The organism is Halogeometricum rufum (genome assembly GCF_900112175.1).
GTDB classification, from domain to species: domain Archaea; phylum Halobacteriota; class Halobacteria; order Halobacteriales; family Haloferacaceae; genus Halogeometricum; species Halogeometricum rufum.
Genome location: NZ_FOYT01000001.1, coordinates 1,559,095 through 1,582,480, shown reverse-complemented (window position 1 = coordinate 1,582,480; position 23,386 = coordinate 1,559,095). Strand labels below are relative to the sequence as shown.

General features: G+C 66.1%; 21 protein-coding genes and 1 tRNA gene. 9 read left to right on the top strand and 13 right to left on the bottom strand.

The window, feature by feature from the left end; genetic code table 11:
* Nucleotides 1-53: 53 nt before the first annotated feature.
* Nucleotides 54-839, bottom strand: a complete 786-nt coding sequence (locus BM310_RS08185) for an HAD-IIA family hydrolase (RefSeq protein ID WP_089806349.1) — start codon at nt 837-839, stop codon at nt 54-56.
* Nucleotides 840-945: 106 nt separating this feature from the next.
* Between BM310_RS08185 and BM310_RS08180 the strand changes: the two genes are divergently transcribed.
* The 4 genes from BM310_RS08180 (at nt 946) to BM310_RS08165 (ending at nt 3,491) form a co-directional block, all read left to right on the top strand.
* Nucleotides 946-1,218 (top strand): hypothetical protein, encoded by a 273-nt coding sequence (locus BM310_RS08180; protein WP_089806347.1) that lies wholly within the window; start codon nt 946-948, stop codon nt 1,216-1,218.
* Between the two features lie 106 nt (nt 1,219-1,324).
* Entirely contained in the window at nt 1,325-2,110 is a 786-nt protein-coding gene (locus tag BM310_RS08175; RefSeq protein WP_089806345.1) for a GTP cyclohydrolase III, read from the top strand.
* Between the two features lie 209 nt (nt 2,111-2,319).
* Nucleotides 2,320-2,595 (top strand): HalOD1 output domain-containing protein, encoded by a 276-nt coding sequence (locus BM310_RS08170; RefSeq protein ID WP_089806343.1) that lies wholly within the window; start codon nt 2,320-2,322, stop codon nt 2,593-2,595.
* A 218-nt stretch (nt 2,596-2,813) separates the two neighbouring features.
* Nucleotides 2,814-3,491, top strand: a complete 678-nt coding sequence (locus BM310_RS08165; protein WP_143105132.1) for a class I SAM-dependent methyltransferase — start codon at nt 2,814-2,816, stop codon at nt 3,489-3,491.
* 144 nt (nt 3,492-3,635) lie between these two features.
* On the opposite strand, the gene BM310_RS08160 is transcribed toward BM310_RS08165, so the two are convergent.
* The 8 genes from BM310_RS08160 to BM310_RS08125 all read right to left on the bottom strand — a co-directional run bounded on the left by BM310_RS08160 (nt 3,636) and on the right by BM310_RS08125 (nt 11,793).
* Nucleotides 3,636-5,816, bottom strand: coding sequence for a heavy metal translocating P-type ATPase (locus BM310_RS08160; RefSeq protein ID WP_089807104.1), 2,181 nt, complete (start codon nt 5,814-5,816; stop codon nt 3,636-3,638).
* Between the two features lie 115 nt (nt 5,817-5,931).
* Nucleotides 5,932-6,360, bottom strand: a complete 429-nt coding sequence (locus BM310_RS08155) for a universal stress protein (RefSeq protein WP_089806339.1) — start codon at nt 6,358-6,360, stop codon at nt 5,932-5,934.
* Between the two features lie 89 nt (nt 6,361-6,449).
* Nucleotides 6,450-7,325, bottom strand: a complete 876-nt coding sequence (locus tag BM310_RS08150; protein WP_177232557.1) for a CPBP family intramembrane glutamic endopeptidase — start codon at nt 7,323-7,325, stop codon at nt 6,450-6,452.
* 244 nt (nt 7,326-7,569) lie between these two features.
* Nucleotides 7,570-8,442, bottom strand: a complete 873-nt coding sequence (locus BM310_RS08145; RefSeq protein WP_218156421.1) for a CPBP family intramembrane glutamic endopeptidase — start codon at nt 8,440-8,442, stop codon at nt 7,570-7,572.
* Between the two features lie 168 nt (nt 8,443-8,610).
* Nucleotides 8,611-9,663, bottom strand: a complete 1,053-nt coding sequence (locus BM310_RS08140) for a serine hydrolase domain-containing protein (protein ID WP_143105131.1) — start codon at nt 9,661-9,663, stop codon at nt 8,611-8,613.
* A gap of 651 nt (nt 9,664-10,314) precedes the next feature.
* Nucleotides 10,315-10,492 (bottom strand) — tRNA-Trp (locus BM310_RS21320).
* 61 nt (nt 10,493-10,553) lie between these two features.
* Nucleotides 10,554-10,778, bottom strand: a complete 225-nt coding sequence (locus BM310_RS08130; protein ID WP_089806333.1) for a DUF5795 family protein — start codon at nt 10,776-10,778, stop codon at nt 10,554-10,556.
* 67 nt (nt 10,779-10,845) lie between these two features.
* Nucleotides 10,846-11,793 (bottom strand): DUF5794 domain-containing protein, encoded by a 948-nt coding sequence (locus tag BM310_RS08125; protein WP_089806331.1) that lies wholly within the window; start codon nt 11,791-11,793, stop codon nt 10,846-10,848.
* Nucleotides 11,794-12,331: 538 nt separating this feature from the next.
* Here BM310_RS08125 and guaB point away from each other — a divergent pair.
* From guaB to BM310_RS21315, 4 genes are all read left to right on the top strand, one after another.
* A complete protein-coding gene (guaB, locus tag BM310_RS08115; RefSeq protein WP_089806327.1) occupies nt 12,332-13,831 on the top strand; it encodes an IMP dehydrogenase in 1,500 nt (499 codons plus the stop codon).
* 225 nt (nt 13,832-14,056) lie between these two features.
* On the top strand, nt 14,057-15,151 hold the full coding sequence (locus BM310_RS08110) for a TrmB family transcriptional regulator (protein WP_089806325.1): 1,095 nt from the start codon (nt 14,057-14,059) through the stop codon (nt 15,149-15,151).
* 185 nt (nt 15,152-15,336) lie between these two features.
* Nucleotides 15,337-15,936 carry a HalX domain-containing protein gene (locus BM310_RS08105; protein ID WP_089806323.1) on the top strand — a complete coding sequence of 200 codons (600 nt, stop codon included), beginning with the start codon at nt 15,337-15,339 and terminating at the stop codon, nt 15,934-15,936.
* Between the two features lie 207 nt (nt 15,937-16,143).
* Entirely contained in the window at nt 16,144-16,287 is a 144-nt protein-coding gene (locus BM310_RS21315; RefSeq protein ID WP_177232556.1) for a DUF7503 family protein, read from the top strand.
* 3 nt (nt 16,288-16,290) lie between these two features.
* Here BM310_RS21315 and BM310_RS08100 read toward each other — a convergent pair whose 3' ends face one another.
* From BM310_RS08100 to BM310_RS08085, 4 genes are all read right to left on the bottom strand, one after another.
* Nucleotides 16,291-18,441, bottom strand: coding sequence for a caspase family protein (locus BM310_RS08100; RefSeq protein WP_089806321.1), 2,151 nt, complete (start codon nt 18,439-18,441; stop codon nt 16,291-16,293).
* Between the two features lie 70 nt (nt 18,442-18,511).
* The gene (locus BM310_RS08095; protein ID WP_089806319.1) at nt 18,512-19,246 is read right to left on the bottom strand and encodes a DUF7504 family protein; all 735 of its coding nucleotides are present in this window, start codon (nt 19,244-19,246) and stop codon (nt 18,512-18,514) included.
* Nucleotides 19,247-19,532: 286 nt separating this feature from the next.
* Nucleotides 19,533-20,684 carry a pyridoxal phosphate-dependent aminotransferase gene (locus BM310_RS08090; protein WP_089806317.1) on the bottom strand — a complete coding sequence of 384 codons (1,152 nt, stop codon included), beginning with the start codon at nt 20,682-20,684 and terminating at the stop codon, nt 19,533-19,535.
* On the bottom strand, nt 20,681-21,169 hold the full coding sequence (locus BM310_RS08085) for an Lrp/AsnC family transcriptional regulator (RefSeq protein WP_089806315.1): 489 nt from the start codon (nt 21,167-21,169) through the stop codon (nt 20,681-20,683). The genes BM310_RS08090 and BM310_RS08085 overlap by 4 nt, the downstream gene beginning before the upstream one ends.
* Before the next feature lie 293 nt (nt 21,170-21,462).
* Between BM310_RS08085 and BM310_RS08080 the strand changes: the two genes are divergently transcribed.
* Complete coding sequence (locus BM310_RS08080; protein WP_143105130.1) at nt 21,463-23,361, top strand: hypothetical protein; 1,899 nt, start codon at nt 21,463-21,465, stop codon at nt 23,359-23,361.
* Nucleotides 23,362-23,386: the final 25 nt, after the last annotated feature.

The window sequence follows — 23,386 nt, the reverse complement described above, 5'->3', positions numbered from 1 at the left end:
CCCACCGAGAGCTGCGTCCGCAGAACCCTTAACGATTCGTCCAGTTACGCGGGTCAGTCCGACAGCAACCGCCCGACGTCGCCGAGCGAATCGAGGACGTGGTCGGGCGTGATGGACGACGCGGCCAGCGTCTCGTCGTCGGTGACGCCCGTCTTGACGAGTGCCGTCGTCATGCCCGCCCGTTCCCCGAGTGCGATGTCGGTGTCGAGTCTGTCGCCGACGACGAGAATCGACTCCGGCGGCACGCCGAGGTGTTCGAGGACCATCTCGCGGGCCGTGTCGGAGGGTTTGCCCAACACGACCTCCGGGTCGCGTTCGGCGACCCCGGCGATGGCGTTGATGATGGCTCCGGACCCGGGCACGTCGCGGCCGACGGCGGGGATGACGACGTCCGGGTCGGTGCCGACGAACGCCACGTCGTCGTCCGAGAGCGTCCAGAGCGCCTCGCAGAGCGTGCGGTAGTCGAACGCCTCGTCCACGCTCGCGACGAGTGCGTCCGGGTCGTCGTCGACGCCGACGACCGAGAGTCCGGCTTCGGTGAGTATCTCGACCAGTCCGGACTCGCCGACGACGAACAGGTCGTCGTCCGGGCGTTCCTCGCGCAGGTAGCGCGTGGTGACCGTCCCCGCGGTTATCACCTCCGACGCGGCCACCTCGAACCCGGCGCGAGCGAACCGGTCGACGTACGCCGCGGGTCGCTTGGTGGGATTGTTCGACACGAACACGCGGTCGACGCCGGCCGCGTCGATGGCGTCCAGACCGGCTGCCGCCCCCGGTATCGGTTCGTCGCCGCGCACTACGGTCCCGTCCACGTCGAGGACGACGCCTCGGTAGTTCATCGGTCTCCCTAGGGGCGCTCCGACCGTTAAGCGATTGGGAGCGGCGAGTCTCTCCGCCGCCGAGAACCGGAGATAGCTCTATGTGTATGTATGCCAAATAATAGGTATGAACGTCTTCGTCGTGAGTACGGGCGATGAGGAATCGGCCGGTGAGTACCCGCACGCGGTACGGAACCACTACGCGCTCGGCGCGGTGGGACTCGCTATCACGATGGTCTCCGTGTTCCTCGCGTACTCGGCGCTCGTCGACGTCGCGAACGTGGTCCCGCTGCTGTCGACGACGCTCATCGTCTTCGTCGGCGTCGTGGCGTGGGTGGTGGCGTGGTTGACGCTGGACATCCTCCACGAACGGGTCGTCAGACGGCGGTATCTGGACTAGCCGTGCGCGACGGGCGGCCGGCGACGGCCGGTTGAATACCCTACGGATAGCGGCGCTCACGCGCGGAACCAAAGAAACGATATGCTCGAACCCCTTCTTGTCGCTCGTGACGAACACGCAGCTCTCGCTCGTTCAGATAGACAACTACGGTCCGTGGACGGTGACGCCGGAGCCGCGCCGAGAGATGGACCTCCAGACGCTCCAGTCCCGACTGTTCGCCGACATCGCACAGTTCGTCGGGAGTCGCGACGGGTACGCGTTCTTCACCCGCTTCGACAACATGGTGGCCGTCACGAACGGCCTCGACGACGCCGACCACGAACTGCTGCAGGAGTCTATCGCGAACCGGTATCCGGTGACGATTAGCCTCGGTATCGGCGTCGACGCTTCGCCCATCGAAGCGCTCGAAGCGGGGACGGCGGGTCTCCAACACGCCGGAAGCGCACAGGACGGTGAACGCCGCGAAGTGCTGTCGGGCGACGCCCTCCCCGAGTCCGACCGAACCGACAGCGACGTGCAGATAGCCCACTTCGACGTGAACGACGCGACGGGCAAATACACCGACCGCCTCAACGAGTTCGACTCGTTCATCCAGATAGAGCAGGGGTACGCCACGCTGATGCGCTACCTCCGCGAGGAGTACGACTCGCTCTCGTTCTTCGTCGGCGGCGACAACATCATCTCCGTCTGCCCGGACACGACGGAGGCGGAGTACCGGGACGCCATACGCCACGTCGAGGCCGAAGCCGGCGTCGAACTCAAGGTGGGCGTCGGCACCGGCCGGAACGCCCACGAGGCCGGGTTCGCCGCCAAACACGCCCTCGAAGTCTGCCGCGAGGACGGCACCGACGTCGAGTTCGACCACGTCCACGCCGAAGTCGCCGACGACTGAGGGGCGCGCTCGGTGGTAGCCGGACCACGCCGCCAGTCGAAGCTTCGCGCAACTCTTGATTTCGAGGTGTCAGGCCCGAACGGCAACGAAAAAGATTATCTCACTCCGGTAGAGGATTGCATCTGTACGGCAGTCTTTCGCCGCGAGTGTCTCTGCACGGAGGCTCGAACCGAACCCGGGCGCGGGGGACTGCAGGTGGGAAACGATAGATGAGGCACACGAAGTCGTCAGAGACGCACGAACCGAAGGAACCGACCGAGAACCGAACGACGCTCGCGATCGTCACCCGCGTCGCCGAAGCGAACGGGTGTCGACCGACGGAACTCGAACCGCTCTCGCGGGTGACGGACCCCGAGGCCATCGAGAACCTGCTCCGCGCCGAGAACGCCGAGTTCGAGTTACGATTCGACTACGAGGGCGGACAGGTCACCGTCACCTCCGACGGCGACGTCGAGTTCGAACTGGACGCCGAATCGCGGGACTGACGTCCCCACACCGACGCATTCGCACGACGCTCGGCGGTCCGCTGTTTTCACACGTGATAATTTGACGGAAGGCTTATTATACACGTACGAACGAATTTCCGTCAGACACGAAGATATGAGTTCATCGAACAACCAGTCTATCGGGCGAGGACACGAGTCGGCAGTCGGGGGACGTACGCCTCGTGGACGTCGCGTCGCCGTCAGTCGAGGTGAGTGCCGTGTCGAGTAACGTGGCGAGGAGTCTCATCGAGGAGGTCGTTCCGTGGCCGACGGTCCGGTTCGCGGGCGTCCGCGTCCCGCGGCCCGCGGGCGGCCGGTTCCCGTGGCCGACGCTGGCCGACTCGAAGTCCCACTACGAGGCGGCCCTCATCGGTGCGCTTCGGCAGACCGTCTCGCTCGGCGACGACGTCGTCATCGTGGGCGGCGGGTTCGGCGTCTCGTCGGTCATCGCGGCCGAGGAAGCGGGCGACTCGGGGTCCGTCGTCTGCTTCGAGGCGGCCGGCGAGGCGGCCGAACGGGCCGAGCAGACGGTGGAACTGAACGGCGTCGGCGAACGGGTGACCGTCCGCCACAGCGTCGTCGAGACGGAGGGCAGCACCCGCGGCGACGACGTGGGCGACGCGGTGCCACTCGACGACGTCGGTTCGCCGGACGTGCTCGTCGTCGACGTCGACGGCGCGGAGTTGGCCATCCTGGACGCTCTCGACGACTCCGACCAGTCGCCGCGTTCGCTGGTGGTCGAACACCACGCCGTCCCCGGCGGCGTCGACTACCACCCGGCGGAGACGTCGGCGGCGGTCGGCGACGCTGGGTACGACGTCGTCAGCGTCCACTCCCGCGAGATACCGCCCGCGTTCGGCGGCGAGGAGACGGTGTTCGTCGGCCGGCGTCGGTGACGCCCGGGGGCGAGGAGCCGTCTCGGACGCACCGCTTCGGGGTCTCTTCGTCGTCGAAACCGTCCGGCGGCGCGCGATAGCGACGCGCGGCCGAACTGGCGACGACGAACGGTTCGCGTGACGTGTGTCCGTCCTGCGAACCGCTCACCCGCGGAAGCCGAGCAACCGGAGACCGTTCAGCGAGACCAGGACCGTCGAGCCCTCGTGACCGACCACGGCGAGTGGGAGCGGGATGCCTCGGACGAGAATCGTGCCGACCATGAGCGCAATCGCGCCGAAGGCGATGGCGAGGTTGACGGTGAGCGTCCGGCGGGTCTTGCGGCCGAGACCCAGAACGTAGGGTATCTTGCTGAGGTCGTCGCCCATCAGCACCACGTCGGCGGTGTCGAGAGCGACGTCGGTCCCCGCACCGCCCATCGCGATGCCGAGACTCGCCGTGGCGAGTGCGGGCGCGTCGTTGACGCCGTCGCCGACCATCGCCACGTTCTCGTATCGCTCGACCAGTTCTTCGATGGTCGCCACTTTCTGCTCCGGCAGCAGTTCCGCCTGCACCTCGTCGATGCCGACCTCGTCGGCGATTCGCCGTGCGACGCGCTCGTTGTCGCCCGTCAGCATGACGATGTGCTCCACACCGAGCGAGCGGAGCTTCTCGACCATCTCGGCCGCGTTTGGCCGAACGGTGTCGGTGAAGGCGAGCCACCCGACCACGCCGACCTCGCCGTGATGCTCCCGAGCGACCAGGACGCCCGTCTTCCCCTCCGCCTCCAGCGTCCGGAGTCGATCGAGGCCGGGTTCGAGCCCGTCGATTGCCGCGTCGCCGAGGACGGTCTCGAAGTAACTGCGGTTCCCGATGTGGACGGTCTCCCCGTCGACGTCCGCGTTGACCCCTTTCCCGGCGACCGACTGGAAGCGCTCCGCGTCGGTGACGTCGAGCGACCGAGCGTCCGCCGCCGCCACCGTCGCCCGAGCGAGGTGGTGTTCCGAGCGGGCCTGCACCGCGGCCGCGAGGGAGAGCAGTTCGTCCTCGCTCGGCGTCCGGTCCCCCGACCCCTCGCGGACGAACACGTCGGTCAACTGCGTGTCGCCCCGCGTGAGCGTGCCGGTCTTGTCGAAGGCGACGGCGTCGATGCGCGCCGCGGTCTCGACGTGTTCGCCGCCCTTGAACAGGACGCCCTGCCTACCCCCGGACGCGATCGCCGAGAGGACCGCCGCGGGCGTCGAGATGATGACCGCACACGGCGAGGCGGCGACCATGAGCGTCATCGCCCGGTAGAACGTCCCGGTGAACTCGCTCCCGAGGGCGAGCGGAACTGCGATGGCCGCGACCGTGAGCGCGAACACGCCGAGGACGTACGGCTGTTCGAGACGGTCGATGAGGCGTTGCGTCGGCGCTTTCTCGCTCTGGGCCTCTTCGACCATGTGGATGAGGCGGGTGATCGCCGACTCGTGGGCCCGCCGCGTGACCTCGATTTCGAGGCTCCCGCTCTCGTTTATCGTGCCGCCGAACACCTCGTCGCCGGGTTCCTTCGGCACGGGGACGGACTCGCCGGTCAGGGAGGCCTGGTCGACCGTCCCCTCGCCGGACGTGACGACGCCGTCGAGCGGGATTCTGTCGCCGGGGCGGACGACGAACACGTCGCCGACGGCGACGTCGTCGATGGGGACGGTGACTTCCTCGCCGTCGCGCAGGACCTGCGCTTCGTCCGGGCGCATCTCGACGAGGGACTCGATGGCCCGTCGCGAGCGACCGATGGCGTAGTGCTGGAGCGTGTTCGACAGCGAGAACAGGAACAGGAGCATCGCGCCCTCGAACGGGGCCCCGATGGAGAGCGCGCCGAGTGCGGCGACGATCATCAGCAGGTCGATGTCGACCGCGCGGTGTCGGAGCGTCTCGATAGCCCCCTTGAGGCCGTACCACCCGCCGAACACGTACGCGACGCCGTAGCCGGCCCACCCGAGGAGTTGCGGTCCGTCGAGCCACCCCGTCGCCAAGCCGGTCACCATGCCCACCAGCGTCAGGCCGACGAACGTCCCCTCTCGTCTGAGTTCCGAGCGGGACGTCACCTCGTCGGCCGCCGCGTCGGACGCTCCCCGAATCGAGACACCACGGTCGCGGACGGCTTCTCGAAGCAGTTCCTCGGAGGTGGCGCTCCCGTCGTAGGTGATCCGGACGCTCCCCGTTCGGAAGGAGACGTCGACGTCGTGGACGCCCGGTGTGTCGCGGAGGTGCCGTTCGATTGCTCGTGCCCCCGATTCGCCACGACCGCCCCGCCGTTCGATCTGGAGGGAACACGTCGAGAGCGGGGGTGATTCAGTAACAGTCACGTACTCTCTCCGTACGGTGTACGCCGATTTTGCATTGTCGGTGTTCACTGCGTCCACGTCCCACCGCGGGCGAGCGGATTCTCGACACGACGAGACTCCCTCCGGTCCGGACGGCTCAGCTGACGATAGTCACCGGAATCCGCGCTCGGCGGGTGACCCTCTCGGCGACGCTCCCGAGGAGCGCACGGTCGATTCCCGAACGGCCGTGGCTGCCCATGACAATCTGGTCGACGTCGTGGTCGTCGGCGCGTTCGAGAATCTCCCGTGCCGGCTTTCCGACTTCCGTGACGGTGTCGAGTTCGATACCCCGTTCCGCCGCGAGGTCCGTGGCCCGCTGGTGGATTCTGGTCGCCTCGGCTTCCGCGTTCTCGTACCAGTCGTCGGCGACCGGGAGGCCGCCGGCCTCCACGTCGATAACCGAGTCGATCGGATTGATGACGTAAATCGAAGTGAGCTGTGCGTCCGGAAAGGTCTCGATGGCGTACGTGAGCGCTCGCTCCGAAAGCGGACTGCCGTCGACGGCGACGAGAACGTTGTCGGGCATGTGAACACGGTTCGATGCGAACCGAGATGAACGTACTGTCCACGGCTAGCGTGCCGGCGAGTCGGGGTCGGCCCTCGAGTAGGGGCCGTTCACACCAAGTCGGAGAGCCGGACCTTGGCGCGACTCGCGAGGTCGGACGGGCCGTAGTGGACCAGCAGGGCGACTGCGACGACCGCCACGAGCAACGCGTACGTGCCGTATCCAGAGACCGTCTTCAGTCCGGCGACGCCAGCCAGGAAGTACCCGCCAGCGGGGTTGATACTGGCGTGATACAGCCACGGGATGAGGAGACTCCCAGTAGCGTTGTAGAGCCAGGCGAGTACGACCGCGGTGGCGAGGACCCCGATTGCGTAGGGAAGCATCGGGACGCCGGCCTGCGAGCTACCGGGGACGAAGAACAGCGGAACGTGCCAGACGAACCAGACGAGTCCGACGAGTACGCTCGACGCGAACGCCGAGAGTCCCTCTTGGAGCGCCGGCTGAGCGAACCCGCGCCAGCCCAGTTCCTCGTTCCCGCCGCCGACGAGGAACGTCAGCACGAGGCCGAGGGGGAACATCCAGAGCGCAGCGAGTTCGTCGAACGCGTAGGAGGCGTCGAAGACGGTGACGTAGACGACGCTGGAGACGACGATGAGGAGCGGCGGGAGGACGATGGCGAGCGCGTACCATCGAAGCGGGATGCGGTAGCGGAGGTTCGACCGAAGCCACGTGCGGATGCTCGAACCCGTGAGCCGGAGCGTGAGCAGTGCACCGACGAGCGGTCCGAACCCCCCGAGCAGGATGAGCGGTGTCGTCATCGACGCGGGAACGAGGTCGAACACGAGCAGGGCCCACAGCCCCCACGAGTACGCGAGCGTACCCACCACGAAGAGACCGAAGGTACGCCGGTGGCCGAGTCTCCGCACCTCGTTGTCCGCCTCTTCGGTACCGATACCATCGGTTCCAAAGCCCGTCTCGGAGTTCATATCGGAGACATATACACGAGTCGACATTATCGCGTCGCTCGTTCTCCGCTGGTAAGAACGACGGTGGCGTCCCACCCGGCACTCGGTCGAACGCTGACTCGGGAGCGAACCCGCTGTGAGCGCACCCGGGGAGGCGGGTGGACGATTCCCCGTGACCGACGGTCACGGGAGCGTCTTCACGTTCAGCCACCGCCGGACGCGTATCCAGCCGATACCCCCTCCTCGAACTGCGCGACCAGAGTGATCAGTTCTCCCCCCGGAGATAGGCGACGCCTGGTATCTCGCGGCGTGAGAGCGAGCGGTGACCGAAGTACGCGACGACGAGGACGACGACGAGTGACTGCACCGCTAGCTGGGTCACCGTGACCGTCGCGACGGCGCTCTCGACGACGACACCGTCACTGACTATCTCTTCCGGGGCCAGGGGAAGCAGTACGTCAGCGGTGTTCGCCATCGCGTGGAGAACCATCACGATCAGCACACTCCCGGTGTTGTTGTAGGCCCACGCCAGGATGACCGAGAGGAGAAATATCCCCACGAACCAGCCGATCTGATTGACGAAGGTGAATCCCGAATGAGGGGTGATCGGGATGAAGAAGTACGGGAGGTGCCAGAACGCCCAGACGACGCCGACGATCAGGCTCGCCGTGGTTGCACTGTACCGGTCGTTCAGATACGGCTGAGCGAACCCCCGCCATCCGGGTTCCTCGTTCAAACCTCCACTAACCGTGAGACCGAAGATGAACACCACAGCGACCAGGGCAGGTGACACAGAGAGTTGAGTCGGGTCGACTGGGCCACCGATAGCCACCAGAATTCCAGTCGTCACGACGATGATGGCAACAGGGATTCCGAAGGCAGCGATCCACCAGACCCAGCCGACTCGCCAGCGGCCGATTTGCCGGGCCCAGGCACGGACACTCTCCCCCTGTAGCCAGGTTACGACAGCGGCGCTAACGGGCGGCCCGAAACTGCCGATGTAGATGAGAATCCAAGGAGTCCAACTCTCCTCCATGAAAAAGGCCGGGGCCGAGATGAGCCACGTGAAGGCGTACGCACCGATGACGAACGCTGCTACCGGATGCGAACTGACCCAAGGGATTCGGCTCTCAGCCATGGGGAGACGATGAGAAACTGTCCACATAAAATCGGCGGGTGGGGAGGTTCGATACTGCCTCCCGCATCGCGATGGGTCTGTCGCTGAACGACACGAAGCCAGTCGACAGCCCCCAGTAAAGCGAGATGACCGAACTCCGGTCACCGTCTTCCCCCTCTCGAAGGAGTCTCACTCCGAGCCAATAGCTCGATAGCGTTCGTCCAGCACGACTCGCTGGAGTGCGCCGCATATCTCCGCTTGGGCTATCGTCGAGACGTTGCCGATCACCGCGATGGTGTATCTCGGCTCGTCGTGGTGCATGGCGATAGCGGAGTAGCCCGGGATCGTCCCGGTGTGCCCGTAGAGGTCCTCGTCGCCGATCCGCAGGTGTCGGATGCCGAGCCCGTACTCGACCTGAGTAGGGACGTCCTCGTCGGGGGCGTCGACGAACGTTCGCATGTCCGAGAGAACGTCCTCGTCGAGAACCCGACCATCGAACACCGACCTGACGAAACTCGCGACGTCCGGTGCAGTCGAGAGGATTCCACCGGCGGCGTACGCCCCCGTCTCCATCGAGGTCCGGAATGCCGTGAGATTCTGCCGGCCGAATCTGAAGATTGATTCGTCGTACGCGTTGGCGATCACTGTCTCGTCCGGGTAGTCTAGGTAGTACGTTCGGTCGTATCCGAGTTCCTCGCGAACGAGACTCCGCACGAGAGCAGAGTACGGCGACCCGGTTACGCGCTCCAAGAGTCGTCCGAGCAGGACGTAGTTCGAGTTCGAGTAGCGGTGACGGGAGCCGGGAGCGAAGTTCAGCGGCTTTCCTCCGACGACGTCGACGAGTTCGCCCGGTGTCCACCGCTTACTCGGGCGTGCGAAGTATCGCAGGCCGAACCAGAGGTCTTCCGTGTAGTTCGGGACCCCGCTCGTGTGGTTCAGGAGCATCCGCACGGTCACGTCGTCGGCATACTCGAGATCCAACCACTCGTCGACGGTGTCCGACAGCGAGATGGCACCCCGCTGGACCCGACGCATGACCAGAGTGGCCGTGAACAGTTTCGTGACACTGCCGATGTAGAGGTGGTCCTCGTGCGTGAGCGGGTCGCTGTCGCCGTGATCTGCCTCCCCCGCGACGCCGTGCCAGACTGTGCCGTCGTCGAATATCACGGTCGCCTGTAACCCGGTATCCGCTCGTCGCTCGCTCGCGCGTTGGACCGCGGCCGACAGCATATCGGCTGGCACCGTCTCCGAACTCGGTCCGGAGACACGGCCGCCGGTTGCCGACGGCCGCGAAATCAGGTCAGTTCGGTCCCGGATCTCCCCGAGAGAGTCGATTCGTCGCACCCACCCGCCGATACCGAGTACGCCGACCAGACCCAGCCCACCGGCCGTCTGGAGAACCCGACGACGCGTACTGCCGCTGTCGGTCTCTCCCGGTGTCTCGTCGACCCCTTCGCCGTCGTCTGCCTCGAGCCCGGACTCATCTGAGGGATGTGACACAGACACTCACCCGCTTGGAAGTGCGCACGATACGTGGTCTGTATTCAGCGAGCGCTAAAATACGATTCCACATCACAGACGCAGTCGAGAACGAATCTGGTTCGCGACGGAGCGCTCGTTGGGGGGTGAGTTCAGAGAGAAGTGGGGTCGGAGGGATTTTGAACCACGGTCGCTCACTCCGTTCGCTCCCTGCTTCAAATCCTCCTCTGCCGTTCGACACCTCGCTACTTGCGACGAGCACACGCTCCGCGGTGCTCGTCGGTCGTCGTCTCGGAGTAGAGTGGGGTCGGAGGGATTTTGAACCACTGTCGGAGCAAGCTCCTCCTCGGTTCAAATCCCACCGAGTATACGACTACAGCCTCGGCTCGGTGAACGAGCCTCGGCAGAAAGTAGTGGGGTCGGAGGGATTTGAACCCCCGATCGACTGATATCTCCGGTCTGCGCCTCGGAACTCCAGAGGGTCGTCAACACGACCGATGATCAGTCGGTCGCTCGGTATATCAGTCTGGAGTTTCGTCCCGGGCGCGTCGCCTCTGGAGTCAGTCGCCATGCCGGGCTTGGCCACGACCCCGCGCTGCATCTCCTCGTATGGCGATTCGACTTAAAGGAATTTCGATTGGCAGTCGCCGGTCTCAGTCTCGGTCGGCGTCGGACCAGTCGCACTCCTGGCACTTGTACGCGGTGACGAACTCGGTCACGCTCGGCATGTAGCCCACGGAGATGACGTTCTCGCCGCACTCCGGACAGTCCATCTCGGCGTCCTCGATGGGTTCGGCTTCGAGCGGCTTCTCCCCCTCGACCAGTTCGGCGAGTCGTTCGGGCGTGACCATCCGTCCTTGGACGACGCGATTGCTCATACGCGGTGGACGGCCGGGACGGTGGTAAGTCCTCCGCGTTCGTGAGAGAGTAAAAGAGTCGGTCAGGTCAGAGCCACGGCGCGCGCGAGTCGCTCTCGGCCGGGTAGCCGTAGCCCGCGTCGCCGCCGCCGTCCTCCGCGTCGTTCGACACCTCGCTCTCGGCGTCGGACGCCGACTCGTCGCGGTTGCCGCCGTCGGCGACGGCCGAGGGAACGGGCACCTCGCTCGACTCGACGGGGTCGTCGTCGGATTCGAGTCCGTGGTCGTACTCCTCGACGGACTCCGCGGCGGCGGGGTCGTACGCGAACAGGGCCGTCACGCCGAGGACGCCTAGCGCGATGGGGCGGTCCGTGGGGAGGACGCCCAGCACGTCGATGGCGAGCATCCCGAGCGCGACGGAACTGCCGAAGCGGAAGCGGTCGATGTCGACGGCGCCCCGCAGGCGCGGGCCGAACAGGGCAACGGCGAGGGCGAACGCGACGCCCGTCCCGGCCGCCGCGACGGCGTGCAGGATGACCGTCGGGTCGGGGTTCAGTATCAACTGCGCGCCCGACGGTTCGAAGCTGGCGACCAGCCCGAGGCCGATGATGACGCTCGGCGAGGGGAGCTTCTCGCCCACCTCCGAGGACGCCGTCTTCGCCGCGACGGCGAGGATGACCAGACCGGCGAAGCGGTGGAACACCTCGAAGTTCAACAGCGTCTTGATGGTCTCGGCGAACGCCGCCTCCACTCCGGCGACGGGGAGCAGTACCGCGCCGAGGATGAGGACGGAGGTCATCTGCTCGCGGCGCGTGCCCTCCATCTCGGCGAGGATGACGGCGACGGTGGCGGACCCGCCGAAGATGAGCAGTCCGGTCTGGACGATGCCGACCGGGGTACTCAGCGCCCCCGCGATGACGAGTGCGGGGAAGATGCCGTCGACGAGAGGCAGGGCCATCACGGTGGCCAGGAGGCGCGTCGCGCCACCCACCTGCTGCTCGAGGCGAAGTGCGACCGGGTGTTGTGAGACGCTCATTCGATGCTAGCGGCCGTCACCATCGGCCAGACGGCGATACGGACGCAAGCCACGCTCGTCGGTGGCTCGTCCGAGTACTCCGAGCGTCGAGAGGGTCGGGAGACTGCGTTTCCCGAAATTAAATGTCCGCGCCATCGCTGTAATGGTAAAGAGCATGCCGGAGTCGAAACTCGTCTGACCGGCGATACGCGATGCAGCGGGACACGCGGAGTCCATACCTGCACACAAACGCAGTAAACTATTAAAATTTGTGTGAGACCGCTGGGCATGGGAGCCGATACCTTTCGGCTACATTCTTAAATCGGGCTACGATACGTCAGTTCCGGCTCGAATAGCTGACGAACGTTCGGTGAGCGCTGGCGGTTCGGGTGAAAATTGCGCGGCCGTCGGGTTTCGACGGCCACACCACCGCTCGTTTCGTCGTCCAGCACCACACAGATATACTCGCACGTGCACATCTGCTGGAACGTGACTGGCAATACGTTGCATAGCCGTGGTGTCTCGCAACCCTTTTGTCGGAGGAGTTTGGACGATTTACATGGCGAACGACGTTCCCGATTCAGGATCCTTCTCGGAGAAACTGCAGGTACCAGAGGCGCTGACGTTCGACGACGTGCTGCTTCGACCGATGGAGAGTCGCGTCGAACCCGACGACGCGGACGTCTCCACGCGCGTCTCGAAGAACGTCGAACTCAACCTCCCCGTCCTCTCGGCGGCGATGGACACCGTCACCGAGAGCGACATGGCCATCGGCATGGCGCGTGAGGGCGGTATCGGCGTCCTGCACCGCAACATGGACGTCGAAGCGATGGTCGCGGAGATAGAACGCGTCAAGCGCGCCGACGAACTCGTCATCCGCCGCGAGAACGTCGTCACCGCTCGCCCGACGCAGACGGTCCGCGAAGTCGACGAGATGATGGAGCGAGAGGGCGTCTCGGGTGCGCCCGTCGTCGACGACGACGACGTCGTCCTCGGCATCATCTCCGGCACCGACATCCGCCCGTACCTCGAAGTCGGCGAGTCCGACGAGGTGCGCGAGGCGATGACGGACGAGGTCATCACGGCCGAACGGGAAGTGACGGCCCGCGACGCCCTCGAACTCATGTACGACCACAAGATAGAGCGCGTCCCCGTGGTGGACGACGAGGGGCACCTCGTCGGACTGGTTACGATGCAGGGAATCCTCCAGCGTCGCGAACACGAGAACGCGGCCCGCGACGACGACGGACGCCTCGTCTGCGGCGTCGCCGTCGGCCCGTTCGAGGCCGAACGCGCGGCCGCCGCCGACGAGGCCGGCGCGGACGTCATCTTCATCGATTGCGCGCACGCGCACAACCTCAACGTCCTCGACAGCGCGCGCGAGATAAAACAGCGCGTCGACGCCGACGTGGTCGTGGGCAACGTCGGGACGCGCGAGGCCGCCGAGGCGGCCGTCGACTTCGCCGACGGGTTGAAAGTCGGCATCGGTCCCGGTTCAATCTGTACGACTCGCGTCGTCTCCGGCGCGGGCATGCCCCAGATTACGGCCGTCGCCGAAGTCGCCGACGTGGCGTCCCGCGAGGGCGTCCCCGTCATCGCCGACGGCGGCATCCGGTACTCCGGCGACGCCATCAAGGCCATCGCCGCGGGTGCCGACGCCGTGATGCTCGGCTCGTACTTCGCCGGAACCGACGAGGCGCCCGGCCGCGTCATCACGATGAACGGCAAGAAGTACAAGCAGTACCGCGGCATGGGCTCGGTCGGTGCGATGAAGTCCGGCGGCGGCGACCGCTACCTCAAGGACGCCGACGACGACGAGGAGTTCGTCCCCGAAGGCGTCGAGGCGGCGACGCCCTACAAGGGCACGCTCGCCTCCGAACTCCACCAACTGGTCGGCGGCATGCGCTCCGGGATGGGCTACGTCGGTGCCGAGACGCTGCCCGGGTTCAAGGAGCGAGCGGAGTTCATCCGCGTCTCCAGCGCGGGCCAGACCGAGGGCCACCCGCACGACGTGATGATCACGGACGAGGCGCCGAACTACAGCCCGAAGAGCGAGTGAGCGACGCACCACGCCCGGTCTGAGCGAGTGGGCCGCGCCGGCGCACATCCCCATCTTCGTCCCTCGCTCCCGTCGTGTACGGTGGCTGTACCCGAGACGAAGAACGCCCGTCTCGCGGCTCGTGGCCCGAGTTTCTTCGACGCTCCGTCTATTTTCGGTGTGTTACAACACCAGTAGTATCTTCGGAACAATGATGACAATTGGGGAGAGACAACAGTCCAATCCATGGACTCGACCGAGTTGCGGGACGCACTCGAGGATGCCGGCCTCTCGCAGTACCAGGCGGAGGCGTACAACACGCTGCTCACACTGGGTGCGGCGAGCGCAACGGAGTTGGCTGACGCCAGTACGGTTCCGACCGCGCGCATCTACGACGTGCTCAGAGACTTAGAGGCGAAGGGGTACATCGAGACGTACGAACAGGACAGTCTCCACGCTCGCGCGTGCGACCCGAAGACGGTGCTGGCGGACCTGCGCGGGCGAGCGTCGATGCTGGAGACGGCGGCGGACGAGATAGAGGACCGGTGGGAAGCACCCGAGGTGGACCGCCACATGCTGAGCATCGTCAAACGCTTCGAGACGGTGTTCCAGCGGGCGGCGTCGCTCGTCCGCGACGCCGAGAACGAGGTGCAGTTGTCGGTCACCGTCGACCAGTACGAGGAGCTGAAGCCGGCGCTCAGAGCGGCGCTGGAGAACGGCGCGATAGTCAAGGTGTCGCTGCACACCGACCCCGACGAGGACGCCCCGTCGTTCGAGGACGCGGACTTCGAGGGCGTCGTCACGGAGGCGCGGCACCGGACGCTCCCGACGCCGTTCGTCCTCCTCGTGGACCGCACGCGTACCTGTTTCTCGCCGCACGCCCACTCGCTGAACGAGTACGGCGTCCTCGTCGACGACTACACGCTCACGTACGTCTTTCACTGGTACTTTCAGACCTGTCTGTGGGAGGTGTGGGACTCCGTCTACTCCGAGCGAGGCGACGAACCGCCCCTCGCGTACGCGGACATCCGGCGGTGCGTCCGGGACGTCGAGCCGTTGCTATCGGCCGACGCAACCGTCCGAGCCACCGTGGACGGGTTCGACACGACGACGGGGGCGTCCGTGGAACTCACCGGCGACATCGTCGACATCCACTACTCGGGGGCGTCCGAGGCGAACGGTACGCCCGCCCTCTCCCAGTTGGCCGGGCAGGTGTGTTTCACGCTCGCGACGGCGTCGGGAACGTACAGCGTCGGTGGCTGGGGTGCGGTCCTCGAAGAGGTGGAGGCGACGCGGATCACCATCACCGAGGTGGGCGAAAATGAAAGTTTCGAGGCCTGAATCGGTTATTACGCTCTGTAAGAATTGGGCCACAACGTATAAAACCCCTGAGTCACCACCCTTTGGCAGAGAAGATGAAGACCGGGAACGTAGACATTCACGTCGGTCTGAATAAGGGGTATCTTGATATGGCCTCGCGCTTCATTCGATGACGTGCGTGTTCCCGCAACACCACAACAATACAAATGAGTGCTGACCAGCCGCTCGTGCTCATCGTGGAAGATGAGCCGGACCTCGCCGACCTGTATGCTACTTGGCTCAGAGAGAACTGTACCGTCCGCGTCGCGTACGGCGGTCACGAGGCGCTCGACGAACTCGACGAAGACGTCGACGTCGTCCTCCTCGACCGCCGGATGCCGGACCTCTCTGGAGACGAAGCCCTCGCGGAGATACGAAATCGCGGGTTCGACTGCCGCGTCGCCATGGTGACGGCCGTCGAACCGGACTTCGACATCGTCGCGATGGGGTTCGACGACTACCTCGTCAAGCCCGTCTCCAAGGAGGCTCTCGAAGAGACCGTCGACAACCTCCTCCGCAGAAACACCTACAACGACGGCGTTCAGGAACTGTTCTCGCTGGCCTCGAAGAAGGCGCTGTTGGAGTCCGAGAAGGAGGCCACCGCGCTCGAGGAGAACGAGGAGTACCAGGAACTCGATACGCGCCTCACGGAACTCCGAGAGGACCTCGACGAGACGCTCCAGCAGTTCGACGAAGAGCGCGACATCGCGGCCGTCTACCGTGACCTCGGCGACAACTCCGCGTTCGAGGACCTGAACGGCGAGTGAACGACGCGGCTGGTTCTGCCTGCCCTCCTCCGTCGAACGTTCTTCGAGTGACGACGTTCTGCCGCTAAAAACGGTCTAGAGAACTGTATATTCTCTGTAGCGGTTCCTGTGGCTTTGTTTGTTAGTAATTCGACGTAAATTGAGTTAATTTCATATCAGAACTACTCGAAAATATTCAATTACACGGCGGTTCTTGGACCATACGTCATGTCCGAAAACGACACGAACGCAGTCGCACAGTACCTCGCCGACCACCCCCGCATGATGGGCGTCCTGTTCACCATGCTGCTGCTTCTCTCGCAGGCCGGGTCGGTCGCCGCGGGGAACAACACTGGAATCTACGGTCCCTAACACTCACAACGAGTCCAGATCGATGCTACCGCTCCAGTGAAGGCGGCCATCGACGAGCAGCGGAATCTCTTCTAGCGACAGGAAATCACGCAGTTCCTCAGACGATAGTGAGAACTGGTCGATTGCGCCCGAACCGAGATAGTGCTGCTCGACACCGGGTAACATCGGTTTCACGAGTGCTCCCATCCCGGTGTGTGTCCCGGGATACGTGTTGTATTCGACCTCGAATCTGTCGTCTACCGCGTCGACGACACACATGTTCGGGAACACCCCGTCGCTCTGTGCGACGGCTAACCCGCCGTCGCCGAGGACGATGTAGTTGTCGCCGACAACGTTCTCGTCCCGGACGAGTTCCAGCGCGCTCCGAATCGGAAAGCCGCTGTTGAGCAGTCGCGCGAGCATCGACCCCACCTCGACGGCGCTGCTGTTCACCACGTCGTCGAGCGTCACGATGCCCGCGATGGCGCCGGCGTCGATGAGGCTCATCCCCTGTTCGTAGGAGCGACAGGCGTTGAGCAGGAACGCGTCCATCCCGACGTCGCTCAGCGTGGACGCGTCGAGCGTCCCGTCGACGCACTGGAAGCCGTCGGTGTCGATGTGGCCGATGTAGTGGAAGAAGTCCGTCTCGGCGGCGAGCGTCTCGCGGAGTTCCGCCCGCGTGAGTTCGTACTGGACCTGCACGTCGAACGGGAGTTCCTCGCGGGAGCCGTACACCGCCTCCACGTCGTCGCGTTCGTCGGCCATCCGCGGGTCGTTGCAGACGACGGTGATGGCGATGTCGCCCTCCGTCGGCGACCGGTACAGCCGGTTCCGGTAGGCCTGCAGGGAGGCCTTGCTCGCGCCGATGGGCGTTCCCTGTCCGAGCCACGCCTGTTCGAGGGACTCCGTGTCGCCGGGCTGGACGTAACTCCGCTCCGGCAACGAGGCGGACTGGGCCGCACTGCGCGTGAACCCGCCGTCGGTGACGCTCGGCGACGACCGGAGGAACGAGTCGACGGCCGCCGCCTGCGTCGTCGAACTCGCACCGGCGTTCGCCTCCGGCGTCCGGACGATGGCGAGGTCGTTCGCGACGAACGGGAGGAGTTCGACGTTCTCCGCCGTCGGCGTCACGTGCGTCGTGAGCTTCCACTCGGGGACGTGGGGCGAGACGGTCTCCCACGGAATCGCCAGATACGCCTCGATCTGTTCGGCCAGCGACCGGTCGTACAGGTCGGCGAAGTCGAGGCCGAGTTCCGACTCGACCGCCCGTCGCTCGTGGAGGTCCACCTGATAGTAGCCCTCGGTCCGCGTGAGGCAGTCGAGGAAGAACGTCTGTTTCAGCACTCGCGCGACCGTCCGTTCGTACCCCACGGGACCGTCGAGGTCGTACGTGAACCCGCGGTCCGTGCGGAGTCGCGGCGTCTCGCCCGGGACGACGGTCGCGCCGAGGTAGTACGAGAGCGGCGCGGCCGCGTAGACGTGGTGGTGCGTCGCCGGCAGTTCGAGCGTGACGCCCGTCTCCGGCGGCGTCAGGTCCGCCGGCGCTCTGAACTCGTTCCCGCGTTCGACCAGCGGGGGGTGGCCGCGGAGCGTCGGATACGACCGCTCGGGCGAGGTGGTCTTCAGCGCCGACCCGAGCAGCGACACCGCTCGCATCATCGACTCGGGGTCGTCCGGCGTCGTAATCGTCGCCGCCGGCCGCTTGTGGTGCGACCGGGCGCCGACGAGCACCTCCGTCTCGCCGCCGAACGAGATGCTCGTCTTCGTCGCGTCCGACGCTATCGACACCGGCGCGTCCACGCGGACGTACGTCTTCACCGGCGCGAACAGTTCCAGACTGTACGTCCCGTCGGGGAACGTCTCCGAGGCGAAGTGCTCGGTCTGGCCGAGCATCTGCCCGTCGTCGTCGCGGACGCAGACGGAGACGACGTTCTGGAGGTCGAGCCGGTCGGTTCGGAATCTGACCGCCGCGTCGGCGGGGAACCAGAACGCGCTCGGGTCGGCCGGCGTCGGTTCGACCACCGACGGCGTCGAGAGTTCGAACGTGTGCCGTTCGATGGGGTCGGAGACGACGACGCCGTCACCGCCCGGAGCGCTGTCGAGCGAGAGTTCCAGATACGTCTCGGCGCTCTCGAACGCCGACGAACTCTCAGGATTCTCGAACCGTTCCATCATCTTCTCAGTCTCCGTTCACGAGTAAAAGCGTGTTGGTAGTTCACACTCGACAGGTGGTGAGGTCCGGACATCAGACGACGAGCCACTCCGAGGTGAGCTCTACGTCCCGGAAGTGCCACCGCTGCTGTAACTCGGTCCCGTCGAGTCGGAGTTCGACCACCGCGTCGAACAGGGGTTCGAGGACGCGAACCGCCTCGTCGTCCAGTTCGCGGGGGAGCCAGAAGTGGCCCATCCCGTCCACGGACCGGACGTGGTTCGCGAGGACGTGCGAGAACCGAAACGCCGTCTCGAGGTCGCACTCCGCGAGGAGGACCGGCAGACAGTCGAACGCGAGGCGAAGTTCGGCCGGCGCCAGTCCGCCTGCGATGCTGTCGAACTGCGCAATCGTCTTCGCGACTTCGCTACCCAACTCGACGACGTCGCCGTCGACGCGTTGCGCCAGCGGGTCCCGTGCGGGGGGCGAGTCCGTCGACGACTCGGGACCGGGGGGCGAAGCGGTCGAGTCATCCGTGCAGACGGCCGCCGCGGTACTGCGAGCGGGCGCCTCGAACTCGACGATTCGGGTCCACTCCGGCGTCCGTCGAGGGAGTCCCTCCAATCGGCTGTCCTGACAGTCGGTGACGCCGGTCACGATGAGCCGACGTCTGTCGCCGTCGCCGAGCATCCGCGCCGACGCCCGCCGGTAGACGTCCGCCGGAACCGACCCGACGACGAGAAGTGCGCTGCCGCGCCGTTTGAGGTCGTCGAGGGCCGAAGCGAGTTCCGGAGCGTCCGACCGAGCGTCCGCCCCGCCTCCGGTATCCATTCGTCTCTACTCACGGAACCGGTGCAAATAATACTTTGCGTATTTGATGAGTCTGAAAATCGGAGACGTCCTCGAAGCCGTTCCCGCGACTGAGATGCTGAAGAGCCCCTGAAGCACAGTTCTGCGGTTGCAGCTGGCGAATACGGCGCGGAACGCTCGCTCTCGCTGCGACGCCAGCTATCAAAGTCGATACTCAGAAGTGGGCTCGAGTCCGCCCACGAATGGCTGTCTCCGCAGGGGTCCCCACCGTCGTCACGCCCGCGCGAAGACGGGGCGGCCCGACGGTCTACTCCCGCACGAACGATTCGATGCGATTCAGCGCCTCTTTGAGTTCTCTCATCCCCGTCGCGTACGAGACGCGGAGGTGCCCCTCCCCGCTGTCGCCGAACACGCGACCCGGGACGACAGCGACCCTCTCGGTCTGCAGGAGGGCTTCGGCGAACGCCTCGTCGTCTTCCCACCCGGGCGGGCACTTCGGGAAGACGTAGAACGCCCCTTTCGCCTCGAAGCAGTCCATCCCCATCTCGTTGAACCGGGAGATGACGAACCGCCGCCGTCGGTCGTACGCGCGGCGCATCTCCTCGACCGCGTCGTCGCACGACCGGATGGCCTCCAGCGCGGCGTACTGCGCCGTCGTCGGCGCGGAGAGCATCGTGTACTGGTGGATGCGGTTCATCGCGTCGACGACGGCGGCGGGACCGAGGGCGTAGCCGAGGCGAAATCCGGTCATCGCGTAGGCCTTCGAGAACCCGTTGAACACGACCGACCGCTCGCGCATCCCCGGAAGCGTGGCGATGGAGACGTGGTCGTCCTCGTACCGGAGCGCGGCGTAAATCTCGTCGGAGAGGACGAACAGGTCGTGTTCGCGCGCGAAGGCGGCGACGTCGGCGAGTTCCTCGCGCGACATCACCGCGCCCGTCGGGTTGTTCGGGTAGCAGAGGACGAGGACGTCCGCCTCCGCCGCGCCGGCCCGTTCGAGCGCTTCGGGCCGGAGCGCGAAGTCGTCCTCGGCGCGCGTGGGGACCGACAGCGGTTCGCCCCCGGCGAACGAGACGGTGGGTTCGTAGGAGATGTACGACGGTTCGGGGACGGCGACGGTGTCGCCGGGGTCCACGAGGGCGCGCATCGCCAGGTCGACGGCCTCGCTCGCGCCCGCGGTGACGAGTATCTCGTCCTCGGGGTCGTACTCCTGTCCGTAGCGTTCGACCCGGCCCGCGATAGCCTCGCGGAGTTCGCGCATCCCGCGGTTGGAGGTGTAGGAGGTCCGCCCGCGTTCGAGCGAGTCGATGGCGGCGGTCCGGGCGGCCCACGGCGCGGAGAAGTCGGGTTCGCCGACGCCGAGGGAGATGACGTCGTCCATCTGCTCGGCGAGTTCGAAGAAGCGGCGGATACCGGACGGTGGCGTCTCGCGCGCGAGCGCGGAGAGGTAGTCGCTCATGGCGAGAACGTGAGCCGGTCGTCCTCGTCGCCGTCGCCCATCTCGATGCCGCGGTCCTTGTACGTCTCCATGACGAAGTGCGTCACCGTCTGCGTCACCTCCGGGATGGGGGCGACCCGTTCGGAGATGAAGTTCGAGACGTCGTGCATCGAGTCGCCCTCGACGACGAGCGCGAAGTCGTAGTCGCCGGAGACCAGTCGGAGCGACGTCACCTCGGAGAACTTGGCGATGCGGCGCGAAATCTCCTCGTAGCCCGTCTCGCGGTCGAGTTCGACGTTCAACTCCACCATCGCTTCGACGTGTTCCTCCTCGACGCGGTCCCAGTCGACGACGGCCTGATAGCCCCGAACGACGCCGTCGTCCTCCAACTCGTCGATGAGTGCTTCGACCGCCGCCGCGTCGAGACCCGTCTGTCGAGCGATGTCCTCCGGGCTCTCGCGAGCGTTGCTGAGCAGCAGGTCGAGCAGTTCCCGCTTGTCGTCCATACTACCGGAGTTGCGCCCCCTCGTGAAATGGTTTGCTCACGCCGCAAGCTTGGAGGCCGCCCCCGGACGGAGCGACGACGATTCGCTCGATTCGCCCCTCGACGACCGCCGCCCGAGAGACGACCGCCACGGCCTCGGACCTCAGACGGCCGCTTCGACGGGAGACCTGTCACGGAATCGACTCCGTCGGTGAACAAGTCGAACGACGCCCGAGCGGTCCGGCCGAATGGTACGATTGGGAGAATATACAGCTTGAGAAAGAGTTTTGGCTGACAACGTGTTGGGTGGGCGTGATGAACTCGCGTCGACCCGGACGTGCGCTCGCCTCGTGGGGGCTTGCGGGACTACCGCTGGTGATGATACTCGGACAATCGCTGCTCGCGCTTCTCGGAGAGAACGCCCAGTCGACCGGTCTCGTCGCCGTCATCGGACCGTTGTACGACGTAGCGGTGCTGTACGAGGCCGCGGTGGTGTTCAAGGCCAGTCCGGCGCTCGTCGTCGGACTGTTCGCACTCATCACCGTCGGGTGGGTCGGCGAAGGAGTCGCCATCGCGGTCCGACCCCACCGGGACGCCGCCTTCGCAGCCGCCGGGTTCGTCTCGCTGTTGTTCGTCGTCCTCTTCTTCGGCGTCTACTCGGAACTGTTCGGCGCGGGCCTCCCGGCCGGCCAGTTGGTCGGGTTCTTCTCGATACCGGTGGTCACGTCGGGACTGGTCGTCGCGGCGGCGGTCGCCCGCGACTGGGAACTCGACGTCGTGGAGTCCGCCGGCGCGGAGGCGGGCGAGAGCGAAGCCGAACTGGAGCGGGTTCGCGACCAGTTCGAGACCCTGTTCGAAGAGCGCATCGGCGACCCGGACGCCATCCGTTCGGTCGCGCCGTCGGCCGCGGAAGCGGCGACCGAACGTCGCGACGAGTTCCACGCTCGGTGGGACGACGTTCGCTCGGCCCTCCACGGCGTCCAATCCGCCGAGTCGGCCGCGGCGGCGAAGCGGGACCTGTCGAGCGTCCGGCAGCGACTGTCGGAACTCGACCCCGAGTCGGCGGTCACGGCGGCGGACGAGGCGGCGAGACGACGGCTCGAATCCGCGATACGGACGACCTACGGTGACGTCGACGTTCGGGCAGCCGACGGCGGGTCCTACACCGTCGTCAACCTCCCGACGCGGTTCCGCGAACTGTCGCTGTCCGGGACGGCACACCCCGTCCACATTGGCGAAGCGTCCGAGGTGCTGCTCGGCCGTCTCGGCGACGGCGACAGACTCGAAGACGTCGCCGCGGCGACTCGAGAGGTCGACGCCCGCCTCGACTCGATACGGGAACACGTCTCCGAGCGCGAGGAGGCGGTGCTGACGCACCTCCGGGCCGTCGAGACGGCCACGGAGACGCTGGAGGGGCAACTCGACCGTCTCGATGGCCGCGTCCGCGACCGGGCGACCGAACTCCTCCTCGACGGTCGGAGCGATGCGCTCGCCGGCGTGCCCGACGTCCGAGAGCGATCCGACGAGGCCCGGCAGTCGCTGTACGCGTGTCGGTTCGACGACGCCGAGCGTCTCGCGTCGGCCGCCGCCGCGGACGGAGAGCGCCTGACGACCGCGAGCGAACTGCTCCGGGGGCTCTCGGCGACGTCGGCCGGCGGCCGCGTGTCGCTCCCCGACAGCGTCCCCACCGCGTTCGTCGCCGAGATTTCTGAGGCGTTCAGGCGCGAACGCGGCGCACCGCTGGACGTGACCGCGGACGAGTCGGCCGTCGTCGTCGGCGAGAGCGGGGACGACGACGGCGTGGACGGCCCGGACGCCGACGAGGTTGAGACCGACGACGCCGTCGCGCCGACGGAAACGGCGTCACCGAACGCAGAGAGCGACGGTGAGTTCGCCGAGACGGCGACCGAGGCACGGCCGGAACAGGTGGTCGACGAGGTGCTGTACGCGTTCCGGGAACTCGACCGCTGCGCGCGGGCGAGCGGCGACGACCACCTCCAGTTCCAGACCGACGACCTCCCGCCGTCGGTGGCGCGTCCGGAGGTGCTGAAGACGCTGCGGGACTACGCCGAACATCAGTCGGACCTCGTCTCCCACGTCGAACTCCAGTCGCTGACGCCGCCCGCGTTCTTGGAATTCGAACCGCAGTCGGGGCTGTCGGTCCGCGAGGCGATAGACGGGCTCGAAGAGCGGTATCGGGAGCGGTACGCGTAGGAGAGCGCAGACGACGCACACGCAG